Origin of the sequence: Bacillus sp. EB01 (assembly GCF_000613125.1) — a bacterium.
In the GTDB taxonomy this organism is placed as follows: Bacteria; Bacillota; Bacilli; order Bacillales; family Cytobacillaceae; genus Bacillus_D.
Map to the genome: position 1 here is coordinate 2037145 of NZ_HG964497.1, position 17751 is coordinate 2054895.

Below are 17751 nucleotides of genomic sequence, written 5' to 3' on the forward strand. Positions count from 1 at the left end.
TTTATTTGCCTCCTTCCTCGGATTTCTTCTTAGTCGGAAGGACTTCACCCTTGTAGATCCAAACTTTTACGCCAAGTTTGCCGTAAGTTGTATCAGCTTCAGCAGCAGCATAGTCGATGTCTGCACGAAGTGTATGAAGGGGAACAGTACCTTCACTGTAATGTTCTGAACGAGCGATATCAGCACCGCCAAGACGGCCGGATACCATTGTTTTAATACCTTTTGCACCTGCACGCATAGCACGTTGAATAACTTGCTTCTGAGCACGGCGGAAAGATACACGATTTTCAAGCTGACGAGCAATGTTTTCAGCAACAAGCTTAGCATCGATGTCTGCTCTCTTAATTTCAAGGATATTGATGTGGACACGCTTGCCAGTAAGTTGGTTCAACGCTTTACGGAGCGCTTCAACTTCTGTACCGCCTTTACCAATTACCATACCTGGCTTAGCAGTGTGGACAGTAACGTTAACACGGTTTGCAGCGCGTTCGATTTCTACTTTAGAAACAGATGCGTCCTTAAGGCGCTTCTGGATGTATTCACGGACTTTAATGTCTTCATGAAGAAGTTCAGCAAAGTCTTTGCCTGCGTACCATTTCGATTCCCAATCACGAATGATGCCGATACGCATACCGACTGGATTTACCTTTTGTCCCACTAATTATCCCTCCTTCTTTTCTGATAGAACGATTGTGATATGGCTTGTGCGTTTGTTAATTGCACTAGCACGGCCTTGCGCACGTGGACGGAAACGCTTCAGTGTTGGACCTTCGTCAACGAAAGCCTGTTCAACAACAAGGTTATTAACGTCCATTTCATAGTTATGTTCTGCGTTTGCCATAGCAGATTTCAATACTTTTTCTACGATTGGAGAAGCAGCTTTCGGAGTCAAAGTCAGAATCGCTACAGCTTCACCAACTTGCTTACCTCGAATTAAATCTACGACTAAACGAGCTTTACGAGGAGCAATACGGACTGTTCTAGCAACAGCTTTTGCTTGCATGATGATGCCCTCCTCTCATTAACGTCTGGTTTTCTTATCGTCATTGCCGTGACCTTTATAAGCACGAGTTGGAGCAAATTCTCCAAGCTTGTGTCCTACCATGTCTTCAGTCACATAAACTGGTACGTGTTTACGTCCATCATACACAGCGATTGTGTGGCCGATGAATTGTGGGAATATAGTAGAACGGCGAGACCATGTCTTCACTACCTGTTTGCTGTCGGCGCCAAGGCTTTCAACCTTTTTCATTAGGTGCTCATCAACAAAAGGCCCTTTTTTCAAACTGCGACCCATGTGGGTACCTCCCTTCGAGACCGTTCTACGGTTCTATCCTCGAACCGTAGTTCAATCACGTTATTTTTTACGGCGTCGTACGATGAATTTATCGGACTTGTTCTTTTTCTTACGAGTCTTGCGGCCAAGAGTTGGCTTGCCCCATGGTGACATTGGTGACTTACGTCCGATTGGGGAGCGTCCTTCACCACCACCGTGCGGGTGATCATTCGGGTTCATAACAGATCCACGAACTGTTGGGCGTTTGCCTAACCAGCGGGAACGTCCAGCTTTACCAATATTGATTAGTTCATGCTGTTCATTACCAACTTGGCCTACAGTTGCGCGGCAAGTTGCAAGAATCATGCGAACTTCTCCAGAATTCAAACGTACAAGTACGTATTTGCCTTCCTTACCAAGAACCTGTGCGGATGTTCCTGCAGAACGGACAAGCTGTCCACCTTTACCAGGCTTTAGTTCGATGTTGTGTACGACTGTACCAACTGGAATGTTTGCAAGTGGAAGTGCATTTCCTACTTTGATATCAGCTTCTGGACCAGACATTACTTGCAGTCCAACCTGAAGGTTTTTTGGAGCTAGGATGTAACGCTTTTCTCCATCCACATAATTAATTAGCGCAATATTTGCGGAACGGTTTGGATCGTATTCGATAGTGGCAACGCGTCCTGGAATGCCATCTTTATCGCGTTTAAAATCGATTAGACGGTATTGACGCTTATGGCCGCCACCTTGATGACGAACAGTTAACTTACCCTGGTTGTTACGGCCGCCTTTTCTTGTTACCGGAGCCAACAAAGACTTTTCTGGAGTGCTAGTTGTGATTTCTGCGAAATCAGAAGTAGTCATTCCGCGACGACCATTAGAGGTAGGTTTGTACTTTTTAATCGCCATTTCTATTCCCTCCTCTTCTAGTTATATTCTAGGATTCAAAAATTTCAATTTCTTTGCTATCTGCAGTCAGCTTAACAATGGCTTTGCGGCGTTTGTTAGTATATCCACCGAATTTGCCCATGCGCTTGAACTTGCCTTTGTAGTTCATGATGTTTACTTTTTCAACATCAACGCCAAAGATTGTTTCAATAGCGTCTTTGACTTGAGTTTTGTTGGCTTTAACGTCCACTTCGAACGTATATTTCTTTTCAGCCATCAAATCAGTAGAACGTTCAGTAATAACGGGGCGCTTAATGACATCGCGTACGTCCATTATGCAAGCACCTCCTCTACTTTTTCGACAGCAGCCTTAGTGATGATCAGCTTGTCATGGTTAAGGACATCTACGACATTGATGCCGTTGGCAGTTACTACAGTAATGCCAGGAAGATTCCTTGCAGACAACGCAACGTTCTCATCAAGGTCAGCTGTTACAATAAGTGCTTTTTTCTCAACAGAAAGCCCTTTGAGGACACTCTTGAAATCTTTTGTTTTTGGAGCATCGAAAGCGAGGCTTTCAAGTACTAGTACATTTTCTTCAAGTACTTTTGAAGACAATGCGGATTTAATTGCCAAACGGCGTACCTTTTTAGGAAGCTTATAGCTATAGCTGCGAGGTACTGGACCAAATACTGTACCGCCGCCTCTCCATTGTGGTGAGCGGATTGAACCCTGTCGGGCACGGCCTGTTCCTTTTTGCCTCCATGGCTTGCGACCGCCACCGGCTACTTCAGAACGGATTTTTGTTTTGTGTGTTCCCTGGCGAAGTGAAGCCCTTTGCATCAGCACTGCTTCAAAAAGAACATGCTGGTTAGGCTCAATGCCGAACACTGTATCATTAAGCTCGATTTCACCAACTTGTGAACCGTTTTGGTTAAATAATGCTACTTTAGGCATTCGTTTGTTCCTCCTTTCTTGCGAAGTCTCTATGCTTTAACAGCAGTTTTAATTTTTACAAGTGATTTCCTTGGTCCAGGTACATTACCTTTCACAAGAACCAGATTGCGTTCTGTATCAACCTTTACAACTTCAAGGTTTTGAACAGTAACAACTTCTCCACCCATGCGGCCTGGCAATGCTTTGCCCTTGAACACACGGTTAGGAGCTACAGGACCCATCGAACCTGGACGGCGGTGGTAACGGGAACCGTGAGCCATAGGGCCGCGGGATTGTCCATGGCGTTTAATTGAGCCCTGGAATCCTTTACCTTTAGATACTCCAGTTACATCCACGATGTCGCCTTCTGCAAAAATATCAACTTTGACTTCCTGACCAACTTCAAATGCTGCCAAGTCTACTCCGCGGAACTCGCGAACGAAGCGCTTAGGAGCAGTGCTTGCCTTTGCGACATGTCCCTTTTCAGGTTTGTTGGAAAGTTTTTCGCGTTTGTCTTCGAAGCCGATTTGAACCGCTTCGTAGCCATCGTTTTCAACTGTCTTCTTTTGAAGAACAACGTTTCCAGCTGCCTGGATTACAGTTACAGGGATCAGGTTGCCGTTTTCAGCAAATACTTGAGTCATACCAATCTTTCTTCCTAAGATTCCTTTGGTCATTAGTCACACCTCCTGAAAAATTATTTAAATATATTGTTTGAATTAAAGTTTGATTTCGATGTCAACGCCGGATGGCAGGTCTAGACGCATTAGTGAATCAACTGTTTGTGGAGTTGGGTTCACAATGTCGATTAGACGCTTGTGTGTACGCATCTCGAATTGTTCACGAGAATCCTTGTACTTATGCACCGCACGAAGGATCGTGTAGATAGACTTCTCTGTTGGAAGTGGAATCGGGCCGGATACGGAAGCACCAGATCGCTTCGCTGTCTCAACAATTTTTTCAGCAGATTGATCAAGAATCCTGTGATCATACGCCTTTAAACGGATACGGATTTTTTGTTTTGCCATTATTTTTCCCTCCTTTTCGCCTATTTTCAAAATAGACATTCTCCGTGAAAATCTCCTGATAACACTCGCCATGGCAAAGCGGCCGGGTGTATCAGCAACCTCTCACATCATCGCAGTCAAAGACCAACATTGTCTATTATACATAAATAAGCTCTTAAAATCAATATGTTTTATAAGCTTTTTATGTTTAGCACACTTTTACTATTATAGCGGCACAGCAGAAGGAATGCAATGTTTTATTCCAATTCAATATGACTTTATTCCACCCTCTATTTTCCATCTAAACTAGAGAGTACATAATCAATAAGTATAGAAGAAACACGTCATCCTATGTCATTTTTTATTCGATTCAAAGTTAGGTGACTATTGTTCTAACAGACCAAATTTAGGTGCATAAAAAAACAGGCGGATCGTCACCCGCCTGTTTTTTTAAAGATATTAATTATTCTTGGATAGAAGCAACAACGCCAGCGCCTACTGTACGGCCGCCTTCACGAATTGAGAACTTAGTTCCTTCTTCAATCGCAACTGGAGCGATTAGCTCAACTGACATTTCAATGTTGTCGCCAGGCATAACCATTTCTACGCCTTCTGGTAGATTACAGATACCTGTAATATCGGAAGTACGGAAATAGAATTGTGGACGGTAGTTTGTGAAGAATGGAGTATGACGTCCACCTTCTTCTTTAGACAAAACGTAAACTTCCGCTTTGAACTTAGTGTGTGGAGTAATGGATTTTGGCTTAGCCAAAACTTGTCCACGCTCGATTTCTTCACGTGCTACACCACGAAGAAGGGCACCGATGTTGTCACCAGCTTCTGCATAGTCAAGCAGCTTACGGAACATTTCTACACCTGTTACAGTAGTAGATTTTGGCTCTTCAGTGAAACCAACGATTTCAACAACGTCACCAACTTTTACTTGTCCACGCTCAACACGTCCTGTAGCAACTGTACCACGGCCAGTGATTGAGAATACGTCCTCAACAGGCATCATGAATGGCTTTTCAGTATCACGAGTTGGTGTTGGAATGTAAGTGTCAACAGCTTCCATAAGTTCGTTGATCTTTTCTTCCCATTCTGCTTCACCTTCAAGTGCTTTAAGAGCAGAACCTTTGATAACAGGAGTGTCATCACCAGGGAATTCATATTCAGTAAGAAGGTCACGGATTTCCATTTCAACAAGCTCAAGAAGCTCTTCGTCATCAACCATGTCACACTTGTTCATGAATACAACAAGGTAAGGTACGCCTACCTGACGGGAAAGAAGGATGTGCTCACGAGTTTGTGGCATTGGGCCGTCAGTAGCGGATACTACAAGGATACCGCCGTCCATCTGTGCAGCACCAGTGATCATGTTTTTAACATAGTCAGCGTGTCCTGGGCAGTCAACGTGTGCATAGTGACGATTAGCAGTTTCATACTCAACGTGTGAAGTAGAGATTGTGATTCCACGCTCTTTTTCTTCTGGAGCACCGTCGATTTGATCATACCCGCGAGCTTCTGCACCACCAACTTTTGCTAGTACTGAAGTGATTGCTGCAGTCAAAGTAGTTTTACCATGGTCAACGTGACCAATTGTTCCGATATTTACGTGCGGCTTAGAGCGGTCGAATTTAGCTTTACCCATTAGGAATTTCCTCCTTTAATTTTAAAAAGTTAAGTATTATTAGGGGCCGAGAAAGCAGTAACTCTCTCAGCCTATGCTTACATAGTAGTTATACTTGATTGCAAGGCGAAAATCAATTATTCACCTTTATTTTTTTTGATGATTTCTTCAGAAACGGACTTAGGAACTTCTTCGTAATGGTCGAAGTGCATCGAGAAAACACCGCGTCCTTGTGTTGATGAACGGAGAGAAGTTGCATAACCGAACATTTCAGAAAGTGGAACCATCGCCCTGACTACCTGTGCGTTACCGCGGGCTTCCATACCTTCAACACGTCCGCGACGCGCAGTAAGCATACCCATGATATCACCCATGTATTCTTCAGGGATTACAACTTCAACCTTCATGATTGGCTCGAGTATGACTGGAGCACACTTCGATGCCGCATTTTTAAGAGCCATGGAAGCAGCAATCTTAAACGCCATTTCAGAGGAGTCGACATCATGGTAAGAACCATCGAAAAGACGGGCTTTAATGTCTACAAGCGGATAGCCTGCCAAAACGCCTCGGTCAAGAGCATCTTCAAGTCCTGCCTGTACAGCTGGGATGTATTCACGTGGAACAACACCACCAACAATACCATTAACAAACTCAAAGCCTTTACCTTCTTCATTTGGAGAGAATTCAATCCAAACATGTCCAAATTGTCCGCGTCCACCAGACTGACGGGCAAATTTGCCTTCAACCTGTGCAGATTGGCGGAATGTTTCACGGTAGGCAACCTGTGGCGCACCAACGTTTGCTTCTACTTTGAACTCACGGCGCATACGGTCAACGAGGATATCCAGGTGAAGTTCACCCATACCTGCAATGATTGTCTGTCCAGTTTCCTGGTCAGTGTACGCACGGAATGTTGGGTCTTCCTCCTGAAGCTTTTGAAGGGCTTGACCCATTTTGTCTTGGTCAGCCTTTGATTTAGGCTCAACAGAAAGCTGGATTACTGGCTCAGGGAATTGCATAGATTCGAGAATAACTTGATTCTTGTCATCACACAAAGTGTCACCTGTTGTAGTATCCTTCAGACCTACTGCAGCAGCGATATCTCCTGCATAAACCTTGGAGATTTCCTGACGGCTGTTTGCATGCATTTGCAGTATACGCCCGATACGTTCACGCTTGCCCTTAGTAGAATTTTGTACATAAGAACCGGAATCAAGTGTTCCCGAGTAAACACGGAAGAATGTAAGTTTACCAACATAAGGGTCAGTCATAACTTTGAATGCTAGAGCAGAGAATGGCTCTTCATCGCTTGAATGGCGCTCAACTTCTTCTTCTGTATCCGGCAAAATACCTTTGATTGCAGGTACATCAAGCGGAGATGGAAGGTAGTCGATTACTGCATCAAGCATTAATTGAACACCCTTGTTTTTAAACGCGGAACCGCAAATAACAGGGTAGAATTCAACATTTGTAGTACCTTTACGGATTGCTGCCTTGATTTCTTCAATGGTCAGCTCTTCTCCCCCAAGGTATTTTTCCATCAACTCTTCATCAAGTTCAGCTACCGCTTCAAGAAGCTTTTCGCGGTATTCTTCAGCTAGCTCCTGGTACTCCGCAGGAATTTCACCGTCAGTGATTTCTGTACCAAGATCGTTGCCATAGAATCTTGCCTTCATTTCAACAAGATCGATAATGCCGCTAAATTGATCTTCAGCACCAATTGGAAGTTGGATTGGATGTGCGTTTGCCTGAAGGCGGTCATGCAGTGTGCCTACTGAATAAAGGAAATCCGCACCAATCTTATCCATTTTGTTAACGAATACTACACGGGGAACCCCGTATGTAGTCGCCTGACGCCAAACAGTTTCAGTCTGTGGCTCAACGCCGGATTGAGCGTCAAGTACAGCGACTGCACCATCAAGTACCCTAAGTGAACGTTCAACCTCAACTGTGAAGTCTACGTGTCCTGGTGTATCGATGATGTTAACGCGGTGGCCTTTCCATTGTGCAGTTGTTGCAGCGGATGTAATTGTGATTCCGCGTTCTTGCTCTTGTTCCATCCAGTCCATCTGGGATGCGCCTTCGTGAGTTTCACCAATTTTATGGATACGCCCAGTATAATAAAGCACGCGTTCAGTGGTGGTTGTTTTACCCGCATCAATATGGGCCATAATCCCGATATTACGAGTATTTTCCAAGGAGAACTCTCTTGCCATTTGGTCTTTCTCCTTCCTTGTGTGAGTGTTTTAAAGGATCCGCCGGCATCTATGTACGACGGTGCCCGGATAGCCGGGTAACATAACCCGGCTCAGGCAAAATATAGCTTGTCTAACTTACGCCGCTAAACGGTAGCTTTCGTCTTTCATTCTACCAGCGGTAGTGAGCGAATGCTTTGTTGGCTTCTGCCATTTTGTGTGTATCTTCGCGCTTCTTGACAGAAGCACCAGTGTTGTTTGCTGCATCCATAATTTCTGCAGCAAGACGCTGTTCCATTGTCTTCTCACCGCGAAGGCGTGAGTAGTTTACTAACCAACGAAGACCAAGAGTTGTGCGGCGATCAGGGCGCACCTCTACTGGTACTTGGTAGTTTGCTCCACCAACACGACGTGCTTTAACTTCAAGAACAGGCATGATGTTCTTAAGCGCGGCATCAAACACTTCCATTGGTTCTTTACCAGTACGCTCACGAATGATATCGAAAGAGTTGTAAAGAATTGCTTGGGATGTACCTCTTTTACCGTCGATCATCATTTTGTTGATCAAACGAGTTACTAGCTTTGAATTGTATAACGGATCTGGCAATACGTCTCTCTTTGCAACAGGACCTTTACGAGGCATGTTTTTTCCTCCTTTCAGAAAAGCTTCTATTTAGTGTTTTGATTTATTTTTTTGCAGCTTTAGGACGCTTTGTTCCATATTTGGAACGACCTTGCATACGGTTGTTTACACCTGCAGTATCAAGAGCGCCACGTACGATGTGGTAACGTACACCCGGTAAGTCTTTTACACGGCCGCCACGGATAAGAACAACACTGTGTTCTTGCAGGTTATGGCCAATACCAGGGATATAAGCTGTTACCTCGATACCGTTAGTCAAGCGAACACGAGCATATTTACGAAGCGCTGAGTTCGGTTTCTTCGGAGTCATTGTACCAACACGGGTGCAAACACCGCGCTTTTGTGGAGAAGATACGTTAGTTTGAGCTTTTTTGAAGCTGTTATAGCCTTTGTTCAATGCAGGGGATTTTGAAGTCTCCTCTACAGATTGACGAGGCTTGCGTACTAATTGGTTAATTGTAGGCATTGTATTTTTCCTCCCTTCACATCTTTTGTAGTCCCACACATCCAGGTGGTTCTTTTTTTAGCAAAAACAAAGTTCTTGCAGCAGCATCTGCAAAAACAGTTTTTATCGGATAATAGCTACAGCCGCAGTTCCTACTTTAATACCGCTTGCCTTTCCGAGTTTTTTCATGGAATCGACATACAGTATAGGAACTCCAAGCTTTCGAGCGATTCCCACTGCTGTTGCTGTCAATTTCTGATCAGCATCAGTAGCAATCACCAGCTCTTTTGCACTCCCGTCTTCGAGAGCTTTGGCTGATTGCTTGATTCCTATTATGAGTTTCCTCGCTTGCAATACTTTTTCATAAGACATTATTCATATCCTCCAAAGCACTTGCTAATAGGAGCACCTTTGCTATATTACCACCATAGGAATTCTTTTGTCAACATAACATTTAACTTTTTCCTCAAAAATACAATCCAAAAACTGGCATCAGCCCTGTTTGGGCTGATGCCGATTTCTGTCTTGCAGTCGAAATAAAGTTTATTCTACAGTTATTTGGTCAGTTTGTTCACCTTTAAGAACCGGCTCTGCCTTGCGATAGCGCTGCATACCTGTTCCCGCAGGGATCAATTTCCCGATGATAACATTCTCTTTCAAGCCAAGCAGTTCATCGCGTTTACCTTTGATGGCTGCATCTGTAAGGACCCTTGTAGTTTCCTGGAAGGATGCCGCAGAAAGGAATGAATCCGTTTCAAGAGACGCCTTTGTAATACCCAAAAGTACCGGGCGGCCCGTGGCAGGCATTTTTCCATTCAACAACGCCTTTTCATTTGCATCGGTAAACTGATGAATATCTAGCAGCATACCAGGGAGGACATCTGTCTCTCCAGCATCAATGACACGTACCTTGCGCAGCATCTGGCGCACCATAACTTCAATATGCTTGTCACCAATTTCAACACCCTGCATCCTATATACCTTTTGTACCTCACGAAGCAGGTATTCTTGGACTGAACCGACATCGGTCACTTTCAGGAGTTCTTTTGGATCGATAGAACCTTCTGTTAGTTCCTGACCTCTTAGGACGCGATCATTAACTGCAACCTTTAGCCTTGCAGTATATGGGGCAGAGTAAGTTTTTGACTCAACTTCTCCCTGTACCACAATTTCATGCTGGCGGTCCCTTCCCTCGTTGATGCCAACAACGACACCCTCGAGTTCAGCAATAACAGCCTGGCCTTTTGGATTACGAGCTTCGAACAATTCCTGGATACGTGGCAAACCTTGTGTAATATCGTCCCCAGCAACGCCGCCCGTATGGAATGTACGCATTGTAAGCTGTGTACCCGGTTCCCCGATAGACTGAGCCGCGATAATACCAACCGCTTCACCGACTTCAACTTCCTGGCCAGTTGCCAGGTTGCGTCCGTAGCACTTCTTACATACTCCATGTCTGGTGTTACATGTAAATGCTGAACGGATTTGAACTTCCTCAATGCCTACATTAACGATCTGCACAGCCAAGTCTTCAGTAATCAAGCCATTTTCTGGAACAATAATATCACCTGTTTCAGGGTGTTTAATATTCCTTCTTGCATAACGGCCGATTAGGCGTTCATCAAGTGCTTCAATTACTTCCGTACCGTCTTTAAGTGCGCGGACGTGCAATCCTCGGTCCGTTCCGCAGTCATCGTCACGGACGATGACATCTTGGGCAACATCAACAAGACGGCGGGTAAGGTAACCAGAGTCAGCTGTTTTAAGGGCTGTATCAGCAAGACCTTTACGGGCACCATGAGTAGATATAAAGTATTCCAATACTGTCAGACCTTCACGGAAGGACGACTTAATTGGCAATTCGATGATTCGTCCAGCCGGGTTGGCCATCAGACCCCGCATACCTGCAAGCTGTGTAAAGTTGGATGCGTTACCCCGGGCACCGGAGTCACTCATCATGAAAATTGGGTTTGTTTTATTCAGGGAGTTCATAAGTTTACCCTGAATAGTATCCTTCGCTTGGCTCCAGATTGAAATGACACGATCATAGCGCTCATCTTCGGTGATCAAACCGCGTCTGAACTGTTTCTGAACATTATCAACCTTTTTCTGAGATTCACTAAGTATCTCTTCTTTTTCACCCAATACAACGATGTCAGCAACACCGACAGTGATGCCGGCTTTTGTTGAATATTTGAATCCAAGATCCTTCATGCGGTCAAGCATTTTGGACGTTTCAGTAATCTTGAAGCGTTTAAACACTTCTGCAATGATGTTGCCAAGTATTTTTTTCTTGAATGGTTCGACAAGCGGCATTTCCTTAATTCGCGCCGGTATATCAGTACCTCTTTCAACAAAATACTTTTCTGGGGTTTTCACTTCAAGATTATCTTTCGTTGGTTCATTGATGTATGGGAACGATTTTGGCAAAATTTCATTGAATATGAGTTTGCCGACAGTCGTCAGTAGCAGCTGGCTGTTTTGTTCGTCTGTGAAAGTTTCATTATTCAACGATCCCGCATGCACTGCTACCCGTGTATGCAGATGAACATAACCATTTTGATATGCAATCAACGCTTCATTTGTATCTTTGAAAATCATACCTTCGCCCATTGTACCTTCACGTTCAAGAGTCAAGTAGTAGTTACCCAATACCATATCCTGAGAAGGAGTTACAACAGGTTTTCCGTCTTTCGGATTCAAGATATTCTGAGCTGCCAGCATCAGTAAGCGTGCTTCTGCTTGAGCTTCTGCGGAAAGCGGTACGTGTACAGCCATCTGGTCTCCGTCAAAGTCAGCGTTATATGCTGTACATACGAGCGGATGAAGACGAATGGCACGGCCTTCCACCAAAGTCGGTTCGAACGCCTGAATACCAAGCCTGTGCAGTGTAGGGGCACGGTTCAAAAGGACTGGGTGCTCCCGGATTACTTCTTCAAGTACATCCCAAACTTCCGGCTGAACGCGTTCGATTTTGCGCTTGGCAGATTTTATATTATGGGCAAGACCCTTCTCAACCAATTCCTTCATGACGAATGGCTTGAATAACTCAAGTGCCATTTCCTTAGGCAATCCGCACTGATACATTTTCAGGTTCGGTCCTACAACGATTACCGAACGCCCTGAATAGTCAACACGTTTACCAAGAAGGTTTTGGCGGAAACGTCCCTGTTTTCCTTTCAGCATGTGCGAAAGAGATTTCAATGGGCGGTTTCCAGGCCCTGTTACAGGACGGCCGCGTCGGCCGTTATCGATTAGCGCATCTACTGCTTCCTGAAGCATACGCTTTTCATTTTGGACGATAATGCTAGGAGCACCCAGGTCTAGAAGGCGCTTCAAGCGGTTGTTTCTGTTAATAACGCGGCGATACAGGTCATTCAGGTCGGAAGTCGCAAAGCGTCCACCATCCAACTGAACCATTGGGCGAAGTTCCGGCGGGATAACCGGAAGTACATCAAGAATCATCCATGACGGTTCGTTTCCCGATCCACGGAAAGCTTCGATTACTTCAAGACGTTTAATTGCCCGTGTACGCCTTTGTCCCTGCGCGGTTTTTAATTCTTCCTTCAGCGTATCGGCTTCTTTATTGAGATCGATATCCGAAAGTAATTTCTTTATTGCTTCGGCACCCATAGAGGCCTGGAACTTGTTTCCATACTTCTCACGATAAGCACGGTATTCCTTCTCTGAAAGGAGTTGCTTCTTTTCAAGGCTTGTTTCGCCTGTTTCAGTAACAACGTAAGATGCAAAGTAAATAACTTCCTCCAGAGCACGAGGTGACATGTCCAGGACAAGCCCCATTCGGCTAGGAATCCCTTTGAAATACCAGATATGAGAAACAGGAGCTGCTAGTTCAATGTGGCCCATTCGTTCACGGCGCACTTTGGCGCGTGTTACTTCAACGCCGCATCGATCACAGACAACACCTTTGTAACGGACACGCTTGTATTTTCCGCAATGGCATTCCCAGTCCTTTGTAGGTCCGAAAATCCTCTCACAGAACAAACCGTCCTTTTCCGGCTTCAATGTACGATAGTTAATTGTTTCAGGCTTCTTGACTTCACCAAAAGACCAGGAACGAATTTTATCAGGTGATGCAAGGCCGATTTTCATATACTCAAAATTATTAACATCAAGCAAGGGGCCTACCTCCCTTTTAATCTCCAGGTTTTACCCTGTAGCTAGACACAGCTCTTCCCGAGCGCCTATCTATCCATGCAACCCGGGCAAGCTGTGGTTTGTTACTCTTTTGAAGCTATTCTTTGGAACCTACTTTTTCAGACTCGAAGTTTTGTGATTCTGGCGCGATTGTCAATGTATCAACCTGCTGCATATCATCATCATCTTCAAGGTCACGCATTTCTATTTCCTCTTCATCACCGGAAAGGATCTTAACATCCATACCAAGGCTTTGAAGCTCTTTAATTAATACTTTAAATGATTCTGGAACACCTGGTTCCGGTACATTCTCCCCTTTTACGATTGCCTCGTATGTCTTCACGCGTCCGACTACGTCATCGGATTTAACGGTGAGGATTTCTTGCAATGTATAGGCAGCACCGTATGCTTCAAGTGCCCAAACTTCCATCTCACCGAAACGCTGTCCGCCAAACTGGGCTTTACCGCCAAGAGGCTGCTGCGTAACAAGTGAGTACGGGCCAGTCGAACGTGCGTGAAGTTTATCATCAACCATGTGAGCAAGCTTAATCATATACATGACGCCAACTGAAACCCGGTTGTCAAAAGGTTCGCCTGTTCGTCCATCATAAAGGACGGTCTTGGCATCTCGGGCCATTCCAGCTTCCTCAATCGTTGACCATACATCTTCTTCGGTAGCACCGTCAAATACCGGTGATGCTACGTGGATGCCCAGTGCTCTTGCTGCCATCCCAAGATGGAGCTCTAGCACCTGTCCTATATTCATACGAGACGGAACGCCAAGAGGGTTCAGCATGATATCAACCGGTGTACCATCTGGCAGGTACGGCATATCCTCTTCAGGAAGTATGCGGGAAATTACCCCTTTGTTTCCGTGGCGTCCCGCCATCTTATCGCCTTCGTGAATTTTACGTTTCTGAACGATATAGACACGGACTAGCTGGTTTACACCAGGAGGGAGTTCATCCCCATCTTCACGGTTGAATACTTTTACATCATGGACAATTCCACCGCCGCCGTGTGGTACACGGAGTGACGTATCCCGTACTTCCCGGGCTTTCTCACCAAAGATTGCGTGGAGCAAGCGCTCTTCTGCTGTCAGTTCAGTTACACCTTTAGGTGTTACCTTTCCTACAAGAAGATCACCATCTTTTACCTCCGCGCCAATGCGGATAATTCCACGCTCATCCAGATTCCGAAGCGCATCTTCCCCGACATTCGGAATATCACGAGTGATTTCTTCAGGTCCAAGCTTTGTATCACGGGACTCTGATTCATATTCTTCAATATGGATAGAGGTATACACATCATCTTTTACAAGGCGCTCGCTCATGATGATTGCATCTTCATAGTTATAGCCATCCCAGTTAACAAATGCTACTAATACGTTCCGACCAAGAGCCAGTTCGCCTTTTTCCATGGATGGACCATCAGCCAAAATTTCGCCTTTTGTTACTCGGTCACCCACTGAAACAATTGGGCGCTGGTTATAACAGGTTCCCTGGTTGGAGCGAATAAATTTCAGCATGCGATATTTATCAAGGTCACCCTTAACTTCGGTACCATCAATCTCCTTAACACGGCGCACCCAGACTTCACGGGCCTCGACATGTTCAACGATACCCTCGTGTTTACAGATAACAGCAGCACCTGAATCCTTGGCAGATACGTGTTCCATACCCGTCCCAACTCTTGGGGACTCCGGCTGCATAAGAGGCACAGCCTGACGCTGCATGTTAGCACCCATAAGAGCGCGGTTCGAGTCATCGTTTTCAAGGAACGGAATACATGCGGTCGCAGCAGATACTACCTGTTTCGGCGATACATCCATATAATCGATCCGTTCACGCGCTACTACAGTGTTTTCACCGCGGAAGCGTGCAACAACATCTTCATCAAGGAAAGTGCCATCGTCACCTAGACGTGCATTTGCCTGGGCAACAACATAAAGATCTTCTTCATCCGCTGTAAGATAATCAATTCTGTCCGTCACTTTGCCTGTTTCAGGGTCAATTCTGCGGTATGGTGTTTCAATAAAGCCAAACCTATTCACTTTCGCAAAGGATGAAAGTGAGTTGATCAAGCCAATATTTGGTCCTTCAGGTGTTTCAATCGGACACATACGCCCGTAATGGGAATAGTGAACGTCACGAACTTCAAAGCCAGCACGCTCACGTGTCAAACCACCCGGTCCGAGTGCAGAAAGACGGCGTTTGTGCGTCAATTCAGCAAGCGGATTGGTTTGGTCCATGAACTGGGAAAGCTGAGAGCTCCCAAAGAACTCTTTAATTGAAGCAATGACTGGACGGATATTGATCAACTGCTGCGGCGTGATTGTAGCTGTATCCTGAATGGACATTCGCTCACGAACCACACGCTCCATCCTTGATAAACCGATACGGAATTGGTTTTGTAACAATTCCCCTACAGAACGAAGGCGGCGGTTTCCAAGATGGTCAATATCATCAGTATCTCCCACTCCATGCAACAGATTGAAGAAATAACTGATTGTCGAAATAATATCAGCAGGAGTAATGTTCTTTATCGGCTCCGGTACATATGCATTACTCAGAATGTTGATGACTTTTTCATTGTCATCTGTTGGAGCGAAAATCTTAATGCTCTGAAGGACAACATCACCTTCAATAACGGTGCCTCCAGGCTGATAGCTATACATATTGATGTTCTTTTCAAGGGCAGGAATAATCCGATCCAAGTTCCTGCGGTCAAGAAGAGTGCCTGCTTCAGCAAGGATTTCACCTGTTTCAGGATCAACCAGTGCTTCCGCGAGCCGCTGTCCAAAAAGCCGGTTTTTAATATGGAGCTTCTTGTTGATTTTATAACGGCCTACACTCGCTAAATCATAACGTTTCGGGTCAAAAAAGCGCGAAATAATAAGGCTCTTCGCATTTTCTACTGTAGGCGGTTCACCCGGGCGAAGCCTTTCGTAGATTTCAAGCAAAGCTTTTTCAATGCTGTCCGTATTGTCTTTTTCCAGTGTATTGCGGAGATACTCATTGTCGCCAATGAGGTCGATGATTTCTTGATCAGAGCCGAACCCAAGCGCACGTAAAAGAACCGTAACTGGGAGTTTCCTTGTACGATCTATCCTGACGTATACGACGTCCTTGGCATCTGTTTCATACTCAAGCCATGCGCCGCGGTTCGGAATAACGGTTGCAGTAAAACCTTTTTTACCGTTTTTATCTAGCTTCCCGCTGTAATATACGCTCGGAGAACGCACAAGCTGGGAAACTATAACACGCTCCGCACCATTGATGACGAACGTGCCAGTTTCTGTCATAAGCGGGAAATCGCCCATGAAAACATCCTGGTCTTTAACTTCCCCTGTTTCTTTGTTGACGAGACGCACTTTTACACGCAATGGTGCTGCATATGTAACATCCCGTTCCTTTGATTCCTCAACGGAATATTTCGGATCGCCAAGGCTATAATCAATAAATTCTAGAGATAGGTTACCAGTAAAGTCTTCAATCGGTGAAATATCCTGGAACATTTCACGCAGTCCCTCATCAAGAAACCATTGATAAGAAGAGGTTTGGATTTCAATTAGATTTGGTAATTCTAAAACTTCACTGATTCGCGCGTAACTTCTTCGTTGGCGGTGTCGTCCATACTGAACTAGTTGACCTGTCAACTGATTCACCCCTCAAATCAAGCGTTATTGTAAATCTATCTGCGCCTGTCGCCAGGCAGTAACCATAGCAACAGACAAAAAGAAAAAGGGTTTTGACTCTCCAAAAACCACATTTTTCACATTTTACCTATTATTTTGTCATCCTTTCCTTTCTATACCATTTTTATACAAAATAAGTCCAACTAAACAGGAATCTTACCCCATTTAGCAAAAAAAGCTTGACTTTTTCGGAAGGCATAAAAAAGATGATGATGGCATTTTATAATATTAACATAGTAGCATATGTCAGTCAAACGTTTTTTGCCCTAATAATGTAATAACCTTTTTCCTTATCAACGATTGTTACATCACCAAAAAGCTCGTTCAACTTATCCAAAGCAGAGGGCGCTCCTTGCTTCTTTTGAATAACAACCCACAATTCTCCTTCATTAGCCAATACCTTCCGGCTCTGAAAAAAGATATCATGGACTGTCTTTTTCCCCGCACGAATAGGCGGGTTTGTCAGAATTACAGAAAACCCAGTCTCCTTGACATTATGAAGCCTGTCACTTTCATAAATCCTAACATTCTCAATCCCATTGGCTTTTGCGTTTTCTACAGCAAGCTCTAGTGCACGTTCATTTACATCAACCATATGTACAATCTGGTCCGTAAACGTTTTGGCAAGTGCAAGGCCAATAGGTCCATATCCGCAGCCAACATCAAGCATCGGCCCATCCAGATCAGGGGGTATAAAAGTCTCAATTAAAAGCCTTGACCCAAAGTCAACCTCATTTCTTGAAAAAACCCCACTGTCAGTTTTAAATCGAAGCCTCTGGCCCCTTAATGTAAAGTCCCAATGTTTCGGAGAACTTTCCGAACTCGGCTTTTTGGAATAATAATGTTCCGACATAAGCTTCACCTCCAGGAATA

At 44.8% G+C, this 17751-nt stretch carries 16 protein-coding genes; all 16 read right to left on the reverse strand.

Annotated elements, in window-relative coordinates; all coding sequences use genetic code 11:
- Position 1: 1 nt before the first annotated feature.
- On the reverse strand, positions 2-658 hold the full coding sequence (rpsC, locus tag TY16_RS09145; protein WP_043931563.1) for a 30S ribosomal protein S3: 657 nt from the start codon (positions 656-658) through the stop codon (positions 2-4).
- 3 nt (positions 659-661) lie between these two features.
- The gene (gene rplV, locus TY16_RS09150) at positions 662-1003 is read right to left on the reverse strand and encodes a 50S ribosomal protein L22 (protein WP_043931564.1); all 342 of its coding nucleotides are present in this window, start codon (positions 1001-1003) and stop codon (positions 662-664) included.
- An 18-nt stretch (positions 1004-1021) separates the two neighbouring features.
- A complete protein-coding gene (gene rpsS, locus TY16_RS09155) occupies positions 1022-1297 on the reverse strand; it encodes a 30S ribosomal protein S19 (RefSeq protein WP_043931565.1) in 276 nt (91 codons plus the stop codon).
- A gap of 60 nt (positions 1298-1357) precedes the next feature.
- Positions 1358-2188: a 50S ribosomal protein L2 gene (gene rplB, locus TY16_RS09160; protein WP_043931567.1), complete on the reverse strand. Its 831-nt coding sequence runs from the start codon at positions 2186-2188 to the stop codon at positions 1358-1360.
- A gap of 28 nt (positions 2189-2216) precedes the next feature.
- The gene (gene rplW / locus TY16_RS09165; RefSeq protein WP_197028468.1) at positions 2217-2504 is read right to left on the reverse strand and encodes a 50S ribosomal protein L23; all 288 of its coding nucleotides are present in this window, start codon (positions 2502-2504) and stop codon (positions 2217-2219) included.
- Positions 2501-3124, reverse strand: coding sequence for a 50S ribosomal protein L4 (gene rplD, locus TY16_RS09170; protein WP_043931570.1), 624 nt, complete (start codon positions 3122-3124; stop codon positions 2501-2503). The genes rplW and rplD overlap by 4 nt, the downstream gene beginning before the upstream one ends.
- Positions 3125-3153: 29 nt before the next feature.
- Positions 3154-3780: a 50S ribosomal protein L3 gene (gene rplC / locus TY16_RS09175; RefSeq protein ID WP_043931572.1), complete on the reverse strand. Its 627-nt coding sequence runs from the start codon at positions 3778-3780 to the stop codon at positions 3154-3156.
- A gap of 42 nt (positions 3781-3822) precedes the next feature.
- Entirely contained in the window at positions 3823-4131 is a 309-nt protein-coding gene (gene rpsJ / locus TY16_RS09180; protein WP_036065498.1) for a 30S ribosomal protein S10, read from the reverse strand.
- Positions 4132-4573: 442 nt separating this feature from the next.
- Positions 4574-5761, reverse strand: coding sequence for an elongation factor Tu (gene tuf / locus TY16_RS09185; RefSeq protein ID WP_043931573.1), 1188 nt, complete (start codon positions 5759-5761; stop codon positions 4574-4576).
- Between the two features lie 116 nt (positions 5762-5877).
- A complete protein-coding gene (fusA, locus tag TY16_RS09190) occupies positions 5878-7956 on the reverse strand; it encodes an elongation factor G (RefSeq protein WP_043931574.1) in 2079 nt (692 codons plus the stop codon).
- Between the two features lie 151 nt (positions 7957-8107).
- Positions 8108-8578, reverse strand: a complete 471-nt coding sequence (gene rpsG / locus TY16_RS09195) for a 30S ribosomal protein S7 (RefSeq protein WP_043931575.1) — start codon at positions 8576-8578, stop codon at positions 8108-8110.
- A gap of 43 nt (positions 8579-8621) precedes the next feature.
- Positions 8622-9044: a 30S ribosomal protein S12 gene (rpsL, locus tag TY16_RS09200; protein ID WP_043931577.1), complete on the reverse strand. Its 423-nt coding sequence runs from the start codon at positions 9042-9044 to the stop codon at positions 8622-8624.
- A gap of 102 nt (positions 9045-9146) precedes the next feature.
- On the reverse strand, positions 9147-9395 hold the full coding sequence (locus tag TY16_RS09205) for a 50S ribosomal protein L7ae-like protein (protein WP_043931578.1): 249 nt from the start codon (positions 9393-9395) through the stop codon (positions 9147-9149).
- A gap of 171 nt (positions 9396-9566) precedes the next feature.
- On the reverse strand, positions 9567-13163 hold the full coding sequence (rpoC, locus tag TY16_RS09210; RefSeq protein ID WP_043931580.1) for a DNA-directed RNA polymerase subunit beta': 3597 nt from the start codon (positions 13161-13163) through the stop codon (positions 9567-9569).
- A gap of 115 nt (positions 13164-13278) precedes the next feature.
- On the reverse strand, positions 13279-16839 hold the full coding sequence (gene rpoB / locus TY16_RS09215) for a DNA-directed RNA polymerase subunit beta (protein ID WP_043931582.1): 3561 nt from the start codon (positions 16837-16839) through the stop codon (positions 13279-13281).
- 289 nt (positions 16840-17128) lie between these two features.
- Complete coding sequence (locus tag TY16_RS09220; protein ID WP_043931583.1) at positions 17129-17731, reverse strand: class I SAM-dependent methyltransferase; 603 nt, start codon at positions 17729-17731, stop codon at positions 17129-17131.
- Positions 17732-17751 lie beyond the last annotated feature (20 nt).

Bases quoted from the DNA above. Each gene is read 5' to 3' on its own strand.
- rpsL (WP_043931577.1), bottom strand. From the start codon at position 9,044: ATGCCTACAATTAACCAATTAGTACGCAAGCCTCGTCAATCTGTAGAG.
- fusA (WP_043931574.1), bottom strand. From the start codon at position 7,956: ATGGCAAGAGAGTTCTCCTTGGAAAATACTCGTAATATCGGGATTATG.
- rplD (WP_043931570.1), bottom strand. From the start codon at position 3,124: ATGCCTAAAGTAGCATTATTTAACCAAAACGGTTCACAAGTTGGTGAA.
- tuf (WP_043931573.1), bottom strand. From the start codon at position 5,761: ATGGGTAAAGCTAAATTCGACCGCTCTAAGCCGCACGTAAATATCGGA.
- rplB (WP_043931567.1), bottom strand. From the start codon at position 2,188: ATGGCGATTAAAAAGTACAAACCTACCTCTAATGGTCGTCGCGGAATG.
- TY16_RS09205 (WP_043931578.1), bottom strand. From the start codon at position 9,395: ATGTCTTATGAAAAAGTATTGCAAGCGAGGAAACTCATAATAGGAATC.
- rpsG (WP_043931575.1), bottom strand. From the start codon at position 8,578: ATGCCTCGTAAAGGTCCTGTTGCAAAGAGAGACGTATTGCCAGATCCG.
- rplC (WP_043931572.1), bottom strand. From the start codon at position 3,780: ATGACCAAAGGAATCTTAGGAAGAAAGATTGGTATGACTCAAGTATTT.
- TY16_RS09220 (WP_043931583.1), bottom strand. From the start codon at position 17,731: ATGTCGGAACATTATTATTCCAAAAAGCCGAGTTCGGAAAGTTCTCCG.
- rpsJ (WP_036065498.1), bottom strand. From the start codon at position 4,131: ATGGCAAAACAAAAAATCCGTATCCGTTTAAAGGCGTATGATCACAGG.
- rplV (WP_043931564.1), bottom strand. From the start codon at position 1,003: ATGCAAGCAAAAGCTGTTGCTAGAACAGTCCGTATTGCTCCTCGTAAA.
- rpsS (WP_043931565.1), bottom strand. From the start codon at position 1,297: ATGGGTCGCAGTTTGAAAAAAGGGCCTTTTGTTGATGAGCACCTAATG.